General features: G+C 62.5%; 18 protein-coding genes. 13 read left to right on the top strand and 5 right to left on the bottom strand.

Annotation, left to right across the window (positions count from 1 at the left end; all coding sequences use genetic code 11):
• Positions 1 to 113: 113 nt before the first annotated feature.
• Complete coding sequence (locus tag KME82_RS21945) at positions 114 to 2,855, top strand: restriction endonuclease (protein WP_215495899.1); 2,742 nt, start codon at positions 114 to 116, stop codon at positions 2,853 to 2,855.
• A gap of 298 nt (positions 2,856 to 3,153) precedes the next feature.
• Here the strand turns inward: KME82_RS21945 and KME82_RS21940 are convergent, their stop codons facing one another.
• A complete protein-coding gene (locus KME82_RS21940) occupies positions 3,154 to 4,941 on the bottom strand; it encodes an Ig-like domain-containing protein (RefSeq protein WP_252255462.1) in 1,788 nt (595 codons plus the stop codon).
• A 430-nt stretch (positions 4,942 to 5,371) separates the two neighbouring features.
• Between KME82_RS21940 and KME82_RS21935 the strand changes: the two genes are divergently transcribed.
• From KME82_RS21935 to KME82_RS21915, 5 genes are all read left to right on the top strand, one after another.
• Complete coding sequence (locus tag KME82_RS21935) at positions 5,372 to 5,755, top strand: hypothetical protein (protein ID WP_215495897.1); 384 nt, start codon at positions 5,372 to 5,374, stop codon at positions 5,753 to 5,755.
• Between the two features lie 51 nt (positions 5,756 to 5,806).
• Positions 5,807 to 6,226: a hypothetical protein gene (locus KME82_RS21930; protein ID WP_215495896.1), complete on the top strand. Its 420-nt coding sequence runs from the start codon at positions 5,807 to 5,809 to the stop codon at positions 6,224 to 6,226.
• Between the two features lie 146 nt (positions 6,227 to 6,372).
• Positions 6,373 to 6,669 (top strand): hypothetical protein, encoded by a 297-nt coding sequence (locus KME82_RS21925; protein ID WP_215495895.1) that lies wholly within the window; start codon positions 6,373 to 6,375, stop codon positions 6,667 to 6,669.
• Between the two features lie 192 nt (positions 6,670 to 6,861).
• Positions 6,862 to 7,356: a hypothetical protein gene (locus KME82_RS21920; protein WP_215495894.1), complete on the top strand. Its 495-nt coding sequence runs from the start codon at positions 6,862 to 6,864 to the stop codon at positions 7,354 to 7,356.
• A gap of 178 nt (positions 7,357 to 7,534) precedes the next feature.
• The gene (locus KME82_RS21915) at positions 7,535 to 8,698 is read left to right on the top strand and encodes a GDSL-type esterase/lipase family protein (RefSeq protein WP_215495893.1); all 1,164 of its coding nucleotides are present in this window, start codon (positions 7,535 to 7,537) and stop codon (positions 8,696 to 8,698) included.
• A 68-nt stretch (positions 8,699 to 8,766) separates the two neighbouring features.
• Here the strand turns inward: KME82_RS21915 and KME82_RS21910 are convergent, their stop codons facing one another.
• Positions 8,767 to 9,102: a hypothetical protein gene (locus tag KME82_RS21910; protein WP_215495892.1), complete on the bottom strand. Its 336-nt coding sequence runs from the start codon at positions 9,100 to 9,102 to the stop codon at positions 8,767 to 8,769.
• Between the two features lie 245 nt (positions 9,103 to 9,347).
• Between KME82_RS21910 and KME82_RS21905 the strand changes: the two genes are divergently transcribed.
• The 4 genes from KME82_RS21905 to KME82_RS21890 all read left to right on the top strand — a co-directional run bounded on the left by KME82_RS21905 (position 9,348) and on the right by KME82_RS21890 (position 11,931).
• The gene (locus KME82_RS21905) at positions 9,348 to 10,109 is read left to right on the top strand and encodes a hypothetical protein (protein ID WP_215495891.1); all 762 of its coding nucleotides are present in this window, start codon (positions 9,348 to 9,350) and stop codon (positions 10,107 to 10,109) included.
• Positions 10,110 to 10,270: 161 nt separating this feature from the next.
• Positions 10,271 to 10,651 (top strand): VOC family protein, encoded by a 381-nt coding sequence (locus tag KME82_RS21900; RefSeq protein WP_215495890.1) that lies wholly within the window; start codon positions 10,271 to 10,273, stop codon positions 10,649 to 10,651.
• Between the two features lie 113 nt (positions 10,652 to 10,764).
• Complete coding sequence (locus KME82_RS21895) at positions 10,765 to 11,136, top strand: VOC family protein (protein WP_215495889.1); 372 nt, start codon at positions 10,765 to 10,767, stop codon at positions 11,134 to 11,136.
• Between the two features lie 54 nt (positions 11,137 to 11,190).
• Positions 11,191 to 11,931, top strand: a complete 741-nt coding sequence (locus KME82_RS21890) for an ankyrin repeat domain-containing protein (protein WP_215495888.1) — start codon at positions 11,191 to 11,193, stop codon at positions 11,929 to 11,931.
• A gap of 68 nt (positions 11,932 to 11,999) precedes the next feature.
• Here KME82_RS21890 and KME82_RS21885 read toward each other — a convergent pair whose 3' ends face one another.
• The 3 genes from KME82_RS21885 to KME82_RS21875 form a co-directional block, all read right to left on the bottom strand.
• Positions 12,000 to 12,833: an alpha/beta hydrolase gene (locus tag KME82_RS21885; protein WP_215495887.1), complete on the bottom strand. Its 834-nt coding sequence runs from the start codon at positions 12,831 to 12,833 to the stop codon at positions 12,000 to 12,002.
• 94 nt (positions 12,834 to 12,927) lie between these two features.
• Positions 12,928 to 13,836 carry a LysR family transcriptional regulator gene (locus KME82_RS21880; protein WP_215495886.1) on the bottom strand — a complete coding sequence of 303 codons (909 nt, stop codon included), beginning with the start codon at positions 13,834 to 13,836 and terminating at the stop codon, positions 12,928 to 12,930.
• A gap of 61 nt (positions 13,837 to 13,897) precedes the next feature.
• Complete coding sequence (locus tag KME82_RS21875) at positions 13,898 to 14,602, bottom strand: cysteine hydrolase family protein (RefSeq protein ID WP_215495885.1); 705 nt, start codon at positions 14,600 to 14,602, stop codon at positions 13,898 to 13,900.
• 188 nt (positions 14,603 to 14,790) lie between these two features.
• Here KME82_RS21875 and KME82_RS21870 point away from each other — a divergent pair, with 188 nt between their 5' ends.
• Genes KME82_RS21870 through KME82_RS21860 form a run of 3 tightly spaced genes read left to right on the top strand, consistent with a single transcriptional unit; the run spans position 14,791 to position 16,285 of the window.
• Positions 14,791 to 15,315, top strand: a complete 525-nt coding sequence (locus tag KME82_RS21870) for a hypothetical protein (RefSeq protein ID WP_215495884.1) — start codon at positions 14,791 to 14,793, stop codon at positions 15,313 to 15,315.
• A gap of 34 nt (positions 15,316 to 15,349) precedes the next feature.
• The gene (locus tag KME82_RS21865) at positions 15,350 to 15,607 is read left to right on the top strand and encodes a CPCC family cysteine-rich protein (protein WP_215495883.1); all 258 of its coding nucleotides are present in this window, start codon (positions 15,350 to 15,352) and stop codon (positions 15,605 to 15,607) included.
• A 33-nt stretch (positions 15,608 to 15,640) separates the two neighbouring features.
• The gene (locus KME82_RS21860) at positions 15,641 to 16,285 is read left to right on the top strand and encodes a HEAT repeat domain-containing protein (RefSeq protein WP_215495882.1); all 645 of its coding nucleotides are present in this window, start codon (positions 15,641 to 15,643) and stop codon (positions 16,283 to 16,285) included.
• Positions 16,286 to 16,296: the final 11 nt, after the last annotated feature.

Genomic DNA, 16,296 nt, shown 5'->3' with positions numbered 1-16,296 from the left:
GAATTGAGAAAGGCCACTCTGACCCCTGTTTTGCTGTTTTGTGGACTCAACGAAACGTGTGGCGTGAGTCGTTATGGAGCGATTGATAGAGGGGGAAGACAATGGAAACAGTAATGTCCGACGTGCGCCATCTTATTTTTTCCGTTCCAGATGACTGGAGCAATGACGACAAAGGTGATTTCTATGAGGAGTTTATTGTCGAAATACTTAAGCCGATGCGCTTGTCATCGGAAAGGCGGCTGCGCGTAACAGGTATGGAGCTGGATATCCTCGCAAAGGGTGAGGATCAGCCAATAAATATTCTTGTGGAGTGCAAGGCGCACCGTGACGCAATTTCGGCTGACGTCATAACAAAGCTGATGGGGAACGTTCAGATCAGAAAGGCGGATCGTGGGTGGTTGTTCACCACTAGCGACCTCACTAAGGACGGTCGTGGATTATGGCAGGAAATTCAAAATGATCCCGAGCATGCCCGAAAATTTACCTGGTACTCTCCTTCTAAGACGATAGATGTTCTAATTTCCCAGCGATCTATCGTACATCCAGTCTCATTGGCGGGAGGGTTGGCGGGCTGGGACCTCGGTGATTGGAGTTTGATAGTCACGCCAGGCAAGCGTTCTTGGTTGGTTGAGCTTCTAGAGGACGGACTGCCAGCGAAATACTGTGTTTTTGACGCGAGAGCCGGTTCTCCACTTGGACTTAGAGAGAGTCAAGTGGTTGCAGAGGCTTCAGCTCGATTCTCAGCGCTACAGGTGATTCAGGCTGCGGATGTCCCCAATGCTAAGCAGCTGGCGCCTGTAGTTCGTGCGCCGGTCGCAAAGGTGATCTCCGGAGATACATGGGAGGATCCGCGTCCTGCAAGACCAATCGACTTTGTCGGACGAGATGATGTTATTAAGAGTATCTCTTCCTTCATTGGGCAGGTTAGACAAGGAGAAACTTCAACTCGTTCATTTGCTGTGCAAGCTCCTAGTGGTTGGGGGAAAAGCTCACTCACTTTGAAACTAGTTCAGAGCGCGGCATCCGGCGCAATTGAACGGTGTTCCGTAACGGCAATCGACTCTCGCTCAGCTAATACTGCGGCTTTCGTAGCAGAGGCGCTTCGTTTGACTCTTAAGGAGGCTTTGGGATCAGTCGCTGGTAAGAAAAATAGCCTGAAGATAAACAGCTTGAGAGAGCCCCTGGACTCTCAGGATGTGAAGACGGCTTTGGCTCAATTGAAGGCCGAGTCACGAGTTGCTGTACTACTGTTCGATCAATTCGAGGAGTTATTTGCCAAGGAGGCGTTGTTTGAAGTTTTCAACGCGGTGAGGGATCTGAGCTTAGACATTGATGCGGCTCAAGCCCCTTTGATTTTGGGGTTCGCTTGGAAAACGGACGTGTCCCTGCCTCAGCAACACCCTGCATATCACCTATGGCATCAGTTGGCTGATAGAAGACGGTCTTTCAAAGTTGGTGAATTTAAGCGCGGAGAGATAATTAGAGTGGTTTCAAAGGCCGAAAAGGCCATCGGAAAAACGCTGTCTAGAGTACTCCGATCACGGCTGGCGGAGCAGTGTCAGGGCCTGCCATGGCTTCTCAAAAAACTGCTTGTTCATGTTCTGCAGCGTGTGTCCACACCAGAATCCCAGTACCTACTTCTGGAACGTGAGTTAGATATTGAACAGCTCTTCAAGGAAGATCTCGAGCAACTACAAGAAGAGCATATTAGATGCTTAAGATTCGTTGCTGCAAAAGCTCCTATAACAGTTGCTGAGGTGGAAGAGAGTTTTTCTCGAGAGGCTACTAATTTATTAATTAACCAACATCTTCTTGTAAGAAGTGGTATGAATTATGTCATATATTGGGATATTTTTAGAGATTACTTGGTAGATGAGAAGGTGCCGCAGATTCCATGGACTCGAACTTTTCAAAGAACTCCTCCTGTTGCACTCAAGGCGGTCCGTGCTTTGAATGATTATGGGCCGCTCTCGGCCGGAGGTCTGGGGGTCCATCTAGAATTGAAGGAGGGGCCGACTTTCAATTTGCTGGGTGATCTAGTTGCGCTGCAATTAGTTGACGCAGATGGTTCTGGGAACTATCGAGTGGCCTCCCATCTGGGGGATATTTCTGCTGACACTCTTGCTTCTGTCGTAAGAAGGCAGCTTCAGCGGCATGTCGTCGCGAGAGCCATTGAACGAGCATGGGGCAAAGAGAAGGTCTTTCCCTATGACGAATGGCTGTCTTTTTTCGATAGGCAGCAGCCTAGAAGTGCCCCTTTATCACAAACTACATTGCGTCAGTACGCAGGTAATTTAAAGAGCTGGTTGTTATTTGCGGGCTTGGTTGACATAAGCGCGAATGGCTTAGCACGAGCCGATGGTCGCGGCTCTCAAATGGGGCGCACATCAAATAATCGCGCAACATTCGGATTCTTCTTCGGAACGTCATCCCCTAAGAGTTTGGAGGGGGTGCTGCGTCTTATTTTCGAAAATAGTCGGCTAGATCGGGCTCGACTCGATGGAAAAGGTTTTCGTAAGGCTATTTCTGATTTGTTGACGCTGGGTATTATTGAAATGGATGGCAATCATATCTGTCTAGAGCGAGATTGGACTTCTTTTGAAGAATTGTTGAGTAACTGCAAGAAAATTGTACGAGCTCAATCTACTATCAAGCTGGCTGCAAAGGTTCTTGTGGAGGCTGGGGGAGATAGGTTGGTAGCGGGAGATCTGCTTCGTAAGCATCTTGGGGCTAGTTGGAAAGACTCATCAGCTAAAAGAAACGTTAGTGGGCTTGCTCGATATATTCAGTGGTCAGCGCTCGAGAAGTTCCAGAGTGAGCAGCGCGGCGAGCCCGAGTCCGTTCCTTTGTTTTAATGGGCTTAATTGGGTTTGCTCGATAGGCGATAAAAGGAATTGTGAAAACAAGGGTCAGTAAAAACGAGGGGTAGAGCCACCTTTCTCGACTCACGGAGGGAAAAGCTGTTCTGCCTCCTGTTCCAGCTCTTGCGCATCTTGGTCTTCTCGAAGCTGGCTCGTCTGAATGCTTCCGGTAACAGCTGAAGTGAGTTTACGGATAGGCGACAAAAAAATCGGCGCCCATCAAGGGCGCCGAGTAAGGATGAGTCGAAGGGGCAAGCAAAGCATCACCCGCCCCCGAAGTTTCCGCCGCCGATCAAGGCAAGCTATTCAACGTAGCCCGCACCGGCCGAGAGAAAATAAACCCATCACGCCGATCCCAATTAACCGACCACGTCATCACGCCGCGGAAGGTGGGATAGGCCTGCTGCGGCCGGATGGTTCCGCAGTTCTGCAGCCGCGTCAGGCAGTTCAATGCACTGGTGATGGTGGCCTGCGACGCCAGTCCGCTGTTGGCTGAGGACGGGCCCGAGGGCAGGCCGAACGCCACCTGGTCCGGCCGCAGGCCGTTGAAGGCGACGCCGGTGCCGTTGTTGGTCCTGAACCCTTCGATCAGCATCAGGCTGGCGCCGACCAGCATGTCGACCGAACCTTCGGCCAAGCCAGTCTGGCTGTACGGCGAATACAGCGCGCCGTTGTTGTAGTACTGCACGTGGATCAGGTCCAGCTCCTGGCGCAGGCCGTCGATGATCGGCAGGTAGGCGCCCCAGATCCCGCTGTACGCGGCATAGCCGCCCTGCACATACGGGTGCTCGGGCGCCATCGACAGGTAGAACGACGGGCCGATGCGCGTGTTGAGCTGCTTGATGGCCGTGACCAGGTTGGTCTGCACGGCCGCGCCGTGGTAGACGCCCGCGCCGCTTTCCAGGTCGATGTCCACGCCGTCGAACCCGTAGTAGCGGATCAGGTCCTCCATGCTGTTGACGAAGTTGGTCACCTGCGTCGCGTTGTTCAACGTCACCGTGCCGTTCTGGCCGCCCAGCGACAGCACGACCTTCTTGCCGCGCGCGCGCGCCGCGGCCACGTCGGCCCGGAACTGCGCTTCGGTGCCCGCGCCCGGATCGACCGTGAAGCTGACGGCGCCGTTGCCGGCATCGTCGCCGAAGGCGACCACGATGACGTCGTAGTCGTTGGAGACCTGGCTGATCGGGATGGTCGGGCCGGACGGATTGGTGAAGTTATGCCAGTACCCGACCAGCGCATGCTTCGGCAGGGTGTTGTCGCCGCCACCGCCGCCGCTGGTGGTCGCGCTGATCTGCGTGCCTTGCGCGGATGCGTTGCCGGCGTTGTCGCGGGCGCGCACGCGGTAGGTGTAGGCCGTGGACGCGGTCAGGCCGGTGTCGCTGAAGGACGTGCCGGTGGGCGAGCCGACCAGCGTGCCGTTGCGGTAGACGTCGTAGCCGGCGACGCCGCTACCGCCTGCGTTGTCGGTGGAGGCGTTCCAGCTCAGGTTGACGCTGGACGAGGTCACCGACGCCGCGACCAATCCGGCCGGCACGCTGGGCGCGGTGGTGTCGGGCGTCCCGCTATTGACGGTGATGTTGGCCGCCGCGGACGTGGTGGTGGCGCCCGCGTTGTCGGTGGCGACCGCGGTGATCGCGTAGCTGCCGGCGGCGGCATTGCTCCAGGTCGCGCTGTACGGGGAGGTGGTATCGATACCCAGCGATGTGCCGCCACGGAAGAACTGCACCTGGGTGACGGTGCCGTTGGCATCGGCGGCATTCGCCGTGGCGGTGATGGTGGCGCCCGCGGTGAAGCTCGCGCCGTTCGCCGGTGCGGTCAGCGTGACCGTCGGCGGCGTGTTGCCGCCCGCGCTGCAGGTGCCCAGATCCTGGTAATAGCCGCAGCTGGGGCAGTGCGTGGGCGGCGTGTTCCAGATCGACATCGTCGCCTGGTACAGCCGCCCTTGATAGACGAGCTTGCTGCCGGCGTTATAGATGGTGGACGCGTTCCATTCGGCGATCCCCGCGCAGCTGACGTTCTGTGCGTGCGCGGGCGACAGCCACGCTGCCAGCAAAAAGCCGGACAGCAAGATTCCTGTCAATCGGATACTCATGAGGTGTGTTCTCCGGATATCGGGTGGATAGGGAAGGAGGCGGGCGCGGACGCGCCAACCTTTTCCAGCGCGCGCGGCAGACCTGCTGCGGCGCGGCTGTTCCCCCCAGAGAACTAATGAAGACAGTGGTGCGGTCAGTGGTTGATCCGCGTAGTGCGCTGCATGCGTGTGCAGCGCTATCAGGCGTTGCCGACTGTGGTGGGCGACGGTCCGCGTGTCAAGTTGTCCGATTTCGATTAATGCGGTGGTCGTCACGGTGCGGAATATGCTGTCATGCCGCGGTGCGCGCATGGGTCTGCGATCGTGGCGCGCATTGGATAAATAGAGGGCCGCGCGGGCTTTCCCCAAATTCAATCTGACCCGCGTTTCCGGCTATTTCCGGCCCCCTGTTCCGTATCAATCCGCCAGAGAGTTGCCCATGAGCCTCGGCTATGTCCTCGTCAACGCGACCCGTCGCGAACAGATCGCGTTCCGCCACCTGCCGGCATCGACCCAACGCGAGATCGCCGGGCATCCGGCGGCGGCCGTGGTGGCCTGGTATTTGCTGGAACACCCCGGCGACGCGATTGCCTTCGTCAACGATCACGACGCGGTGTGGCCGTTCGCGATCGGCGCGTTCGACGACTTGCGCGACTACGCCGACATGACGGACCAGGTCGTCGCCGACCTGATCGCGGCCGGCATTGTGCGCGACGAGGGCAAGGGCTATGTCGATGAGGACGATCCGAACGTCTTCGTCCGCAATTTGACCAACATCTGGGGCTTGGACGACACGGTCGAATCCGGAAGGCGCGGGTCGTAGTAGTCTTTTATTGGGGCGAAAGGGACGAAACCGATGGGCTGCGATATCCACATGTTCGCCGAGCGGCGCGATGCGACCGGTCGGTTCGAATCGATGGGCGAAACCGAATTGCTCGCCAACCGCGACTACCGGCGTTTCAGCTTCATGGCCGGCGTGCGCAACGAATATTTTTTCAACATCGTCCCCATCAGCGAGCCTCGCGGATTTCCCCTCGATGTTTCCGCGTTCGTGCGAGAACAGGCCGGCGAAAGCGACGCCGACACCTCGGACATCCATTCGCGCTCGTGGCTGACCGTGGACGAGCTGTTGACGTTCGACTACGACGCGCCCTTGCGTTTCAGTCAGCGCGGACGGCCGCAGCGATTGGAAGCGGACACCTATCGCGACTTTCTGGATGAAGGTTTTCATCCAGAGCTGGAGTTGCTCCAGGCATTGGGCGTCGAACGGCTGGTCTTCTGGTTTGATAACTGACGCACCGTTGCGCAAAACAGTAGTCAAAGTGGACTTTCACAGGTTCAAGGAAAAACGGTCAGGGTAGCGTTGGCGGAAAATCCACGGCGCTCGCTGTCGCGCACCACGGTCTGCCCGCACTGCGAAGGGAAAAGGGGAGGGATGCCATGATCGGTTCTGTACTGGCGGTGTTGTTGGCGGCCGGCGCCGCATCGGCCGAGATCCGGCTGCCGGACGACTATCTCGCGGCCGCCAAGGTCGCCCAGGCCGCGGGTCACGACCTGCCCGACGATGACGCGCTGTTGCTGGCCACCTTCATGCTGCGCACGCGACGTTGCCAGATGGACAGCGGCAAATGGATGCATCGCGGCCTGACCGTCCGCGAGGCGATCGCGCTGGAGAAGAAAATGGAAGCCCGGGAGCCGCTCGATCCGAAGAACTTCAAGCTTGTGTGTTCACCCTGAGAGCGGTCGCCTTCCATAGGCAGGTCCGAGCCCTGTTTCCCTGCGTCTGTGCGTCCTGCGCACCATCGATATGTCTTTTTTCCATTCCGGAAGGCAAACGAGTCCTTCCGTAAGGCCTCGGCGGCCTTCCGTAATCGCGCGGAGAGATTCGAGAGCACGAAAAAGCTTCTGCGGAATACCGATTCGGCTTTCGTGAAGGCCGAATCGGTGTTCCGCAATCCGGTCGAGTCTTTCCGGAGCACCAGCGTGGTGCATGCGAATCCCGCGCCGGTCTTTTGTAATGCCGAAAAGAGATTCCGGAAGCCCGCGACGGGCTTCCGGAATGCCGCGCTGGTATTCGCGAGCGCGAAATTCGTCTTCCGCAAGACCGAAACGGCTTATGGGAATACCGAATCGGTATTCCGAAGCAGCGTCGCGGTGTTCGGGAGCAGCGCCGCGGCCTTCGCATGCACCGACTTGGTGCATGCGAAGGTGGGCGCTGACCAAGGCAGAAGCCGGCGCGTTCTTCCAAGCAGATCGCGCCGTCTGCGCCGTGTTCGGCCTGTATGCCAGGCTCGCATAAGACGCATGGCGCTCGGAGGACGGCTTATGTTTTACAACCCCGGGCAAGGCGTTCCGCCCACGCATTGCCTGCGTTGGGTGGCCGCGCAGCAATGCCGCGGCGAGGAAACGCAGGGGGCGGCGTAACCGTGCTTGGCGGTTGCCTGGACGGTCAGGTTGATTGCCTGGTTCCAGGAACGTTCGTTCCGACTCCGGGTTCGAAGCAAGCGGGAATGTGCGTGGCCCCAAAAAAACAGCGCGCAGGAAAAGCAGGGCCGCTCGCCACGAACTTTGCGTGGCTGTGCAATCCCCCTAAGCTTTCGCGATGCTGACGATCCCGCTCACTGCCGACCTCATCCACGGCCTGCTCGATCTGGAGCCCACCGACCAAGGCCTGCAGCCTCACCGTCTGCCCACCTGGGCCCGCGGCCAATGCCCGGACCCGCAACTGGCGATGGTCGAAGCGCAACCCGCCGGCGGCCGGCTGTCGTTCCACACGGCCGCGACGATCGTCGAGCTGGACGCGTGGCCCATGCGCCGCAACTTCGCCGGTTTGCCGCCGCGTCCTGTTGGGGTCTTCGACCTGGTGGTGGACGGCGCGCTGTTCGCGCAGGCGTCGGTGCGCGGAGGCGAATTGACGACGGTGGACATGGTCACGGGGCAGACGCGCAGCGAGTCGGTGCCGGCCGAGCCGATCCGCTTCGACGGGCTGCCCGAAGGGATCAAGCGCATCGACCTGTGGCTGCCGCATAACGAGACCACGCGGCTGCGCGCGCTGCGTGCCAACGCGCCGGTGACCGCGGTCGCGCGCGAGGGGCGCATGCAATGGCTGCATTACGGCAGCTCGATCAGCCAGGGCTCGAACGCGGCGAGCCCGACCGGGACGTGGCCGGCGGTGGCCGCGTCGTTGGCGGACGTGGATCTGGTCAATCTCGGCCTGGGCGGCAGCGCGCTGCTCGATCCGTTCGTCGCGCGCACGATCCGCGATCGACCGGCCGATGCCATCAGCCTGAAGATCGGCATCAACCTGGTGAACATGGACGCGATGCGGATGCGCGCGTTCGCGCCCGCGGTGCATGGCTTCATCGATACGATCCGCGACGGGCATCCGGCCACGCCGCTGTTGATCGTCTCGCCGATTGCGTGCCCCATCCACGAGGACACGCCGGGTCCGGGTGCGTTCGATATCGATGCGCTGCGACGCGGCGAAGTGCGGTTTCGTGCCACCGGCGATCCGGCCGAGCGCGCGGCCGGCAAATTGACGCTCAACGCCATCCGCGGCGAACTGCGTGCGATCGTCGACCGGCGCGCGGCGGCCGACCCGAATCTGTTTTATCTCGACGGCCGTCGCCTGTATGGCGAGGCCGACGGCGCGTCCCTGCCTCTGCCCGACGATCTGCATCCGGATGCGGCGACGCATCGGGTGATGGGGCAGCGTTTCGCGCAAATCGTGTTCGCCGACGATGGGTTGCTGGGCGGACGAGGTTGATCGTTCCCTGAAACCGGGTCGGACCCGGTTTCAATAAGGCCGCCGCGCCCCCTGCAGGCCGCCGGCCATCATGAAGACATCAAGCGCCCGTCGGCGTTGATCTTCAAAATCAGCGCATCTGAAATGTCGCTGAGCTCGCAGTCCGGATCGCCGTCATCCTCGGATTCGAGCAAAAGCTGAAAGAAGTCGTTGCTTTTGTCGTCCCTGAAATCGTGCTCGGGCGCCGGTGGGCCGAGCAACGCATACAGCACGCCATCGTGCTCGGCCGTGTAGGCGGGAAATTCCTCGAACTTTCCAGAGAAATCCTGTTCGAACCTCAAGCCGCCAAGCACTTGGCCCAGCACGCTCGCGGTATCGGCCAGGCCGCCCAAGGGCCTTATCAAAACGTTGCCAGTCACTGCCATGGGAAGGGTCGTCCGTAGGTAAGGTGCCAGGCGGATTCGCGTCTGCCGATGTGGATTGCCGATGGCGAAAACGGGCGGCGAAGTGCGTTTTGGAAAGTGTACTCTGGCCCCGCTTGCCGAGGGATCGACTCGGTGATCGGGTCGGCATCGGGCGTTGCGATCGGGGCCGAATTTCTGGTCGAGGTGCGCAGCCGCCGGTTCCCGGCGGCTTGATGCGACGGTGAAGCGGGCTCGGGGAGAAATGCATGGATTCACAATGGGAACAAACGTTGCTGGTTCGATTGCGCGAGTTCGTCGGCAACGATCGCTACGAGAAATACATCAGGCGCGCCGGCATGGGGCGGCTTCAATGGTGGCAGGAGCGCGAGTGGGCGCGTTTCGTGACCGAGCATCCCGAGTTCGTCGTGTCCTCCACGCACTTGCTTCGGCTTCTGCAGATATGCCCGTTGCACGCAACCGCGCTGCAATCCGAGCGCATCACCGTGCGCCCGGCACCGGCGGACGAGAGCTACTTCGAAGCCGCGCAGCAAGTCGATTTCCCTTTCGCCAAGTCCGGCTGGGTGTCGTCGTACCGCATCGGCTGGGTCGATGAGGAGCAGGACGTGTTGTTCTGCCCGGACTGCAGAAGCATCGAAGCGGCCTGGCTGGAGCGCGAGGGGCGCTCGGTGATGCCGGCGGACTGGTTGCTGGAGCGCGCGGATCTTGCCGACATGGCCCAGCACATCGAACACATGCTGACGCTGGGGCTCGCCCGGGGCGGCCGCGACAAGGTCAACCACAATGCCTACACCTGGCAGGAAAAACGCGAGTGGTTCCTGTCCAGGCAGGAGCCCGGGGCGGCGCTATGGACCTTCCAAAGTCCCCAGTCAAGCCATTACCCCTTGCGCGGCGGCACCGGTCTGGCGTGGGTTCGAGGGCAGGAGGTGTACCACGCGTTGTACGTCGTCATTGAGTGGGCACCGGTGCGCAACCTTGCGCCCGCTGCGCCGGAGCAGGGCGCGGGGTAACGGCGGGTTCCACGGCGCGCCGCCGACGTGGCGCGGCAGGCGCAAAAGCGCAACGCGAGGCGAAATCGTGGATCGCACTGCACGCGTTGACAACACCGGCTTCTCGATGCTGTTTCCCGCCTCGCAACGTTCGTTCGCGCCCCCCGCTCAAGGAGTTCGCCATGCACCACTCCCGTCTTTGTGCGCTGTTGATCGATTGCAACACGCCGGACATCGATCAGGCTGCCCGGTTCTGGGCCGACGCACTGGGCCGGCCGATCGATCCCGATCATCCGGGAACCCGCGGCAACTACCGCATGCTGGAAACGCCGCCGGACGAGCCGATCGTGCAGATCCAGAAGGTCGAGCACGACAGCCGGGTCCATATCGATATCGAAACCGACGACATTCCCGCGGAGGTGGCGCGGCTGGAGGCGCTCGGTGCGCGCGTGGTGGATCGGCTGGAGCGCTGGGTGGTGATGCAGGCGCCGACCGGGCAGCGGTTCTGCGTGGTGCGGGTTCAGCGGCCCGGGTTTCCCGGGAACGCAACCGCCTGGGATTGATTGGGCGAAAGCGGATCGGCACAGTGATCGCCAGGATGGTTTGCTCATGTCGGCGGCCGCGAACAAGCCGACACACGGCGCTTCACGGCACTTCACTACCTGAAAGGTGACTTATGGAACTCGGCGCATTCTCTGTGAGCCTGACGGTGAAGGACATCGAGGCGTCGCGATCGTTCTACGAGAAGCTCGGCTTTTCGCCGATGGCCGGCGATCAGGCGCAGGGATGGCTGATCCTGCGCAACGGTTCGACCGTGATCGGCCTATTTCGCGGAATGTTCGACAAGAACATCCTCACCTTCAATCCCGGTTGGGATCAAAGCGCAAGCCCGCTGGCCTCGTTCACGGATGTGCGGGACGTGCAGAAATCGCTCGATGCGCAGGGCGTCGATATCGCGACTCGTGCCGACCCGGACAGCAAAGGACCGGCGCATATCGTCCTGTCCGATCCCGATGGCAACGTGATCATGCTCGATCAACACGTCTGACCGGCCGGGCCGGCCGATGCCTTTGCGCCTGCGGGCAATGAACGGGGACGAGCGATGAATACGATCAGTGCGGAGAACTCAATCGCTGCCGCTGTCGTCGATGCGATCCAGGCCGGCGATCTGGAAACGTTGCAGCGGTTGTTGACGACGCATCCCGACCTCGCCACTTGCACGATCGCCGCCGGCGATCCCAACGGATCGCAACGCACGCTGCTGCACATCGTCACCGACTGGCCGGGGCACTACCCGAATGGTGCGCAGACCGTGAAGGTTCTGGTGGCGGCCGGCTCCGATGTGAATGCCCGGTTCGTTGGCGCGCATCGGGAAACCCCGTTGCACTGGGCGGCGAGCTGCGACGACGTGGCGGTGCTCGACGCGTTGCTTGACGCCGGCGCGGATATCGATGCGGCGGGTGCGGTGATCGGCGGTGGCCCGCCGCTCGCCGATGCGACCGCGTTCAAACAGTGGCGCGCCGCGCATCGGCTGGTCGAACGCGGCGCACGGATCACGCTGGCGGATGCGGCGACGCTCGGGTTGATGGATCGGGTGAGGGCGATGGTCGACGCCGTGCCCGCGCCGCCGCAGGATGTGCTCGACGGGGCGTTCTGGAGTGCTTGCCACGGCGGCCAGCGCGATGCGGCGCAGTATCTGCTCGACCGCGGCGCCGACGTGAATTGGTGGGCGCCGTGGGAACCCATGACGCCGCTCGACGCGGCCGAGGAGGGCGAGTACGGCGAGCTGGTTGCATGGCTCAAGGCGCGCGGAGCAACGTCGGCGGCCGAGGGCCGTCGATAGCGGTTGCCGGCGCACTGCGACGGATCGCTTCGACCGACAACGCGGTCTCGCCCGTCCGCACGGTTGCGCTAGTTCTTCGGGCCGGCTCGGCGTGCATCGGTCAAGTACAGCCGATCGAACGCCTCGACATAGTCGGTGCTCAGCGATGCGTCCATATGGCCATGGCCCGGGACCACAAGCAGGACCTTGCGGTTATCGGCAACGGCCGCGGCCTCGAACAGCGCTTTCGCCATCGCGGGCCGCGTGGTCGTGTCGTCCGCGCCCGACACGATGAGGACGGGTTCGTCCAGCGTCGCCATCACGCTCAGGTTGCCGCGGCCCGCGAGGCTGGCATCCACCACGCCTTTGCGGACCCAGAGCGAGGCATCGGCGAAACCGCTCGCCCACGTTTCCGCCGAGGTCGCCGACGACTCCAGCACCAATCCGTCGAGCGCGCGCTGCCTGGCGACTTCGCCGGCGACGAAACTGCCCAGCGAATGCCCGTGAACGATCAGCGGCTTCGCCGCGACCGTCGGCAGTGCCCGGGTGTAGTCGTAAAGCAACGGCGCATCGGCCATCATCGCGTCCAGCGACGCAAGGCCGGTGCTGCCGCCGTAACCGCGATGATCGAAGGCCACGACATCGACGGGCAGGTCCTTGTAGATCCGCAGCACGTACCGGTAATGCTTGCTGAGGACGAAGCCGTTGCCGCCGAAATACAGCACGGTCGCGACCGACCCGGGCCGTTGAAAGATCGCGCCTCGCAGCGCCACGCCGGGTTCGACCGACAGCGACAGCGCCTGGATGGTCCACGCGCCGTCGGCGCTGGTGCCCGATTCGATCGCCGCTCCGGGTTTCGCCTGGACGATGTTCTTCTCGGAAACGTGCAGCACGCAGCCACTGAGCACAAGCAGGCCTGTCATCCATGCGATTCGCATCTGGTGTCCTTTCCGATGGTGGATAGCGGTGCGAGGCAGGCTTGATGGCGCTTCTGCCCCGCCGTCGAAGTCGATCGATCTAGTTTGCGCTATCGCCTTGCCGCGCCGCCGCGTAATGCGCGCGCATGAACTCGGTGAAGGCGCGCACCTTGGGCGTCAGCTGACGTGCGTGCGGGTAGATCGCGAAGTAGTGGCGCTGGCCGGCGTGGTGCTGCGGCAGCAGGCGCAGCAGGCGGCCGGCGGCGAGATCCTGGTGGACGGTCAAGTAGGTCAATGCGGCGATGCCCTGTCCGGCCATCGCCGCGGCATGCAGCGACAGGATCGAGTCCAGCCGCAGCCGGTCGCCGGTTTTCACCGACGCCACTTCGCCGCGGTGCGAGGTCAGTTGCAGGGTCGGGCCGTCGCCGGCATAGGCCAGCAGTTGATGGTTCTGGAAGTCGCCGGTGGTGCGCGGCAGGCCGTGATGCGCGATGTACTGCGGCGCGGCCACCAGCACCCGGTCGGACACCGCGAGTTCGCGCGCGACCAGGCTGCTGTCGGCCAGCGGGCCGGAGATGCGGATGGCCATGTTGAAACCGCCCTTGACCAGATCGACGATGCGATCGTCGCAGGAGATATCCAGGTGGATTTGCGGATGGCGTTGCGCGAAGCCCGGCAACCACTGCCCCAGTTCGAGCGCGCCGACCGCATGCGGCAGGCTCAGGCGCAACACGCCCGACGGCAGCGACGGGTCGTACTTGAGGCGTTGTTGCGCGGCGTCCATGCGTTCGAGGATGTCGATGCAATCGCGGTAGTAGTGCGCGCCGGCCTCGGTGGTGGTGAGGCTGCGGCTGTTGCGGTTGAGCAGGCGCACGCCCAGGTGCTTTTCCAATTGCCCGAGCAGGCGGGAGATCGAGGTGTGGGTGGTGCCGAGGCGCTCGGCGGCCTGGGTGAAACTGCCGGATTCGACGATGCTGCGATAGGCGCGCATGGCTGACAACTGATCCATCACTTGGCTCCAGGCGGACGGCATCGGCGGGGCGCCGATGCCGTGGTCCGGGTCAAGGGTATCAGTCGACCGGCAGGGCGATGATCCGGTCGGTGGTCATGACATCGCCGAAGGTGTCTTCGATTTCGGCCAGCGCCGACGCGTGCAGCTGCTTATGGTCGATTCGCGTGCCGTCGCGCAGCGCCAGGTCGCGGGTGGCGCTGGCGTCGGAGGCGACGACGACTTTGTAGCCCTTGGCGGCCGCGTCGCGCGCCGCGCCGGCCACGCAGGCATGGGTCTGCAGGCCGGCGATGATCAAGGTGTCGGCACCGGCGCCCTTCAACGCCTGCTCGATCGCGCCGGCCGAGGCGCCGGCGAACACGCTGACCGTATCCTTCCGCACGACCGGCTCGCCGCGGCGGGGCTGCATCGCCGCGTGGAACTTCACCGTGTTGCCGCCGTCGGCGAACAGCGGCGCGCCGGCGGGCAGGACGTGCTGGACGTGAACGACCGCGATGCGATGGCGGTCGGCGAATTCCAGCAGGCGACGGGTTTGCCGCAGCGCGGCGTCGCCGTCGGGGAGGGGCATGCGCCCGCCGGCGAAGTATTCGTTCTGGAAGTCGATCACCAGCAGCGCCGTCTTGCTGGCCTGCAGCTTCGAGACGGGGGCGGCGCCCGCGATGGCGCGGATGGTCGGGTGCGGTTCGCTTGGCGTAGTCGCGGCATCGGCCGCGCCGATGCCGGCGATCGAAAGCGTGGCAAGTCCGAGGAAGGTGGAAATTCGCATGCGGTGGGCCTGTCGGGATGGGGTGGCGGCCATGATGCGCAGCTTCGGTCGGATCGCTTAGAGGGTTGCGCGCACAGCAGCTGTGCGCATTGCGCACAGGTCGGTGTGATGAGCGGGGGGTGGGGCCGGAGTGTCGGCGCCGCGCCTGCTCATATTCCATTTCGCCCGCGCCGCGATACAGTTGGCCCATGCCGATCCGCATGCGCCCGCTCTTGCGTCCTCTTCTGCCGCTCGTGTTGCTGTGGGCGACCGCCGGCGCCTCGTACGCGCATGAGGATCGAATACTCAAGCTCGCGCCCGACGGTCGTCTGCCGGACGTACCAGCGACGTTCGGCCCGGCGACGGTGGATTTTCGCGTGCGCGGCGACGCTCCGCCGCGATTGAAGCTGACCATCGGCGCACACTCCTACGCAGTGCCCGAGTGCGTGACCCGATTGATCCGCACGCGCGAGCGCCGCGATATCGCGATACGCGGGTCGTGGTATCACACGGAGGAGCGGCTGCCGTACTACATCGGCATGACGTTCTACGATCCCGGTTCCGAGCACGACCAAGCCGAAGGGCAGTATGTGCAGCTGCTGTTCAATCTGCGCAACGCGCAGTTGCTCGACGTATGGGTCAGTCGCGCGCTGTTCCTTGGTTTTGGTCGCCGGCTCGATCAGAAAAAGCCGCGCGATTATTGCAGCGCGGCGGAGCTGAAAGCGGCTTCATGACGACTCGATTCATCGCCGAAAGCAGGCCGCTGGCATGACTTTGGACCCGCAAGGCTCGCTTTTGCATTGCCCCTGTTGCGGCCGCAAAACCCTCGGCGAACGTGGCGGATACGAAATCTGCCCGGTCTGCGGCTGGGAGGACGACGGCCAGGACGACGACACCGCCGACGAAGTACGCGGCGGCCCCAATGGCGCGTCGAGTCTGACGCAGGCGCGCGCCAATTATCGCCAGTTCGGCGCCTCGGGCCGCGATTGCCTGACCCGTGTGCGACCGCCACGAGCGGATGAGTGATGGTCGTGGCCGAAGATTCGATGGACCATCGCGATGCATGACTTGAAGTCGGAAACCCGGCGATTTCGCGATTGGGCCACCGGCCTGGCGGCGCGCGACGGTCAGTGGGAATGCGTGTACGAGGGATGGTCGGCCTGGTATGAGGCCGTTCTGGCCTGGCTTGCCGGATGCCCGGAGCGAACAGCATCTGCAGAGGATGTCGACCGGGTCCTGTATGCGATCGCCCGCGACAACGATGCCCGCTACTTGGCCCGCGAACTCCGCAAGCGCTATCCCGATGCGCTGCCGTGGCTCACGCGCATCGCACTCGTACACGGCGAGACCGACGCGCGTTGGCAGTTGGCGGTCGAATTAGGGCAATTGACCCGCAACGACGAAGTCGAGACCTTGTTGCTGGCCCTGGCCGGCGATGAAGACGAGTACGTGCGCCGTCGCGCGGTCCGTTCGCTGGCCGCGCTCGGCGTGCCGGCGGCGGAAGCGTTGGCCTGCGGCGAATGGCATCGCGTCGACGACAACCAGCAGTGGGCGCGGATGTCGGCCTTGGAGTGTCTGCGAGCGTTGAAGTCGCCGCGTCTGGCGGCGTTGCTGGACGATGCCTTGCAGGACGTGCGGCCGCATCTTCGCCAATTCGCTCAACGGTTGCGCGAGCACGACGGCGGGACGGCCGAAGTGGGGTAGCGCCCATCGGG

Origin of the sequence: Lysobacter capsici, from assembly GCF_018732085.1 — a bacterium.
Lineage (GTDB): Bacteria > Pseudomonadota > Gammaproteobacteria > Xanthomonadales > Xanthomonadaceae > Lysobacter > Lysobacter capsici_A.
Note: the sequence above shows the minus strand (reverse complement) of the source record. Positions and strands in the feature narration are given on the sequence as shown.

Coding starts and splice junctions, on each gene's coding strand:
- KME82_RS21945 (WP_215495899.1), top strand. CDS start 114: ATGTCCGACGTGCGCCATCTTATTTTTTCCGTTCCAGATGACTGGAGC.
- KME82_RS21935 (WP_215495897.1), top strand. CDS start 5,372: ATGAGCCTCGGCTATGTCCTCGTCAACGCGACCCGTCGCGAACAGATC.
- KME82_RS21930 (WP_215495896.1), top strand. CDS start 5,807: ATGTTCGCCGAGCGGCGCGATGCGACCGGTCGGTTCGAATCGATGGGC.
- KME82_RS21925 (WP_215495895.1), top strand. CDS start 6,373: ATGATCGGTTCTGTACTGGCGGTGTTGTTGGCGGCCGGCGCCGCATCG.
- KME82_RS21915 (WP_215495893.1), top strand. CDS start 7,535: ATGCTGACGATCCCGCTCACTGCCGACCTCATCCACGGCCTGCTCGAT.
- KME82_RS21910 (WP_215495892.1), bottom strand. CDS start 9,102: ATGGCAGTGACTGGCAACGTTTTGATAAGGCCCTTGGGCGGCCTGGCC.
- KME82_RS21905 (WP_215495891.1), top strand. CDS start 9,348: ATGGATTCACAATGGGAACAAACGTTGCTGGTTCGATTGCGCGAGTTC.
- KME82_RS21900 (WP_215495890.1), top strand. CDS start 10,271: ATGCACCACTCCCGTCTTTGTGCGCTGTTGATCGATTGCAACACGCCG.
- KME82_RS21895 (WP_215495889.1), top strand. CDS start 10,765: ATGGAACTCGGCGCATTCTCTGTGAGCCTGACGGTGAAGGACATCGAG.
- KME82_RS21890 (WP_215495888.1), top strand. CDS start 11,191: ATGAATACGATCAGTGCGGAGAACTCAATCGCTGCCGCTGTCGTCGAT.
- KME82_RS21885 (WP_215495887.1), bottom strand. CDS start 12,833: ATGACAGGCCTGCTTGTGCTCAGTGGCTGCGTGCTGCACGTTTCCGAG.
- KME82_RS21880 (WP_215495886.1), bottom strand. CDS start 13,836: ATGGATCAGTTGTCAGCCATGCGCGCCTATCGCAGCATCGTCGAATCC.
- KME82_RS21875 (WP_215495885.1), bottom strand. CDS start 14,602: ATGCGAATTTCCACCTTCCTCGGACTTGCCACGCTTTCGATCGCCGGC.
- KME82_RS21870 (WP_215495884.1), top strand. CDS start 14,791: ATGCCGATCCGCATGCGCCCGCTCTTGCGTCCTCTTCTGCCGCTCGTG.
- KME82_RS21865 (WP_215495883.1), top strand. CDS start 15,350: ATGACTTTGGACCCGCAAGGCTCGCTTTTGCATTGCCCCTGTTGCGGC.
- KME82_RS21860 (WP_215495882.1), top strand. CDS start 15,641: ATGCATGACTTGAAGTCGGAAACCCGGCGATTTCGCGATTGGGCCACC.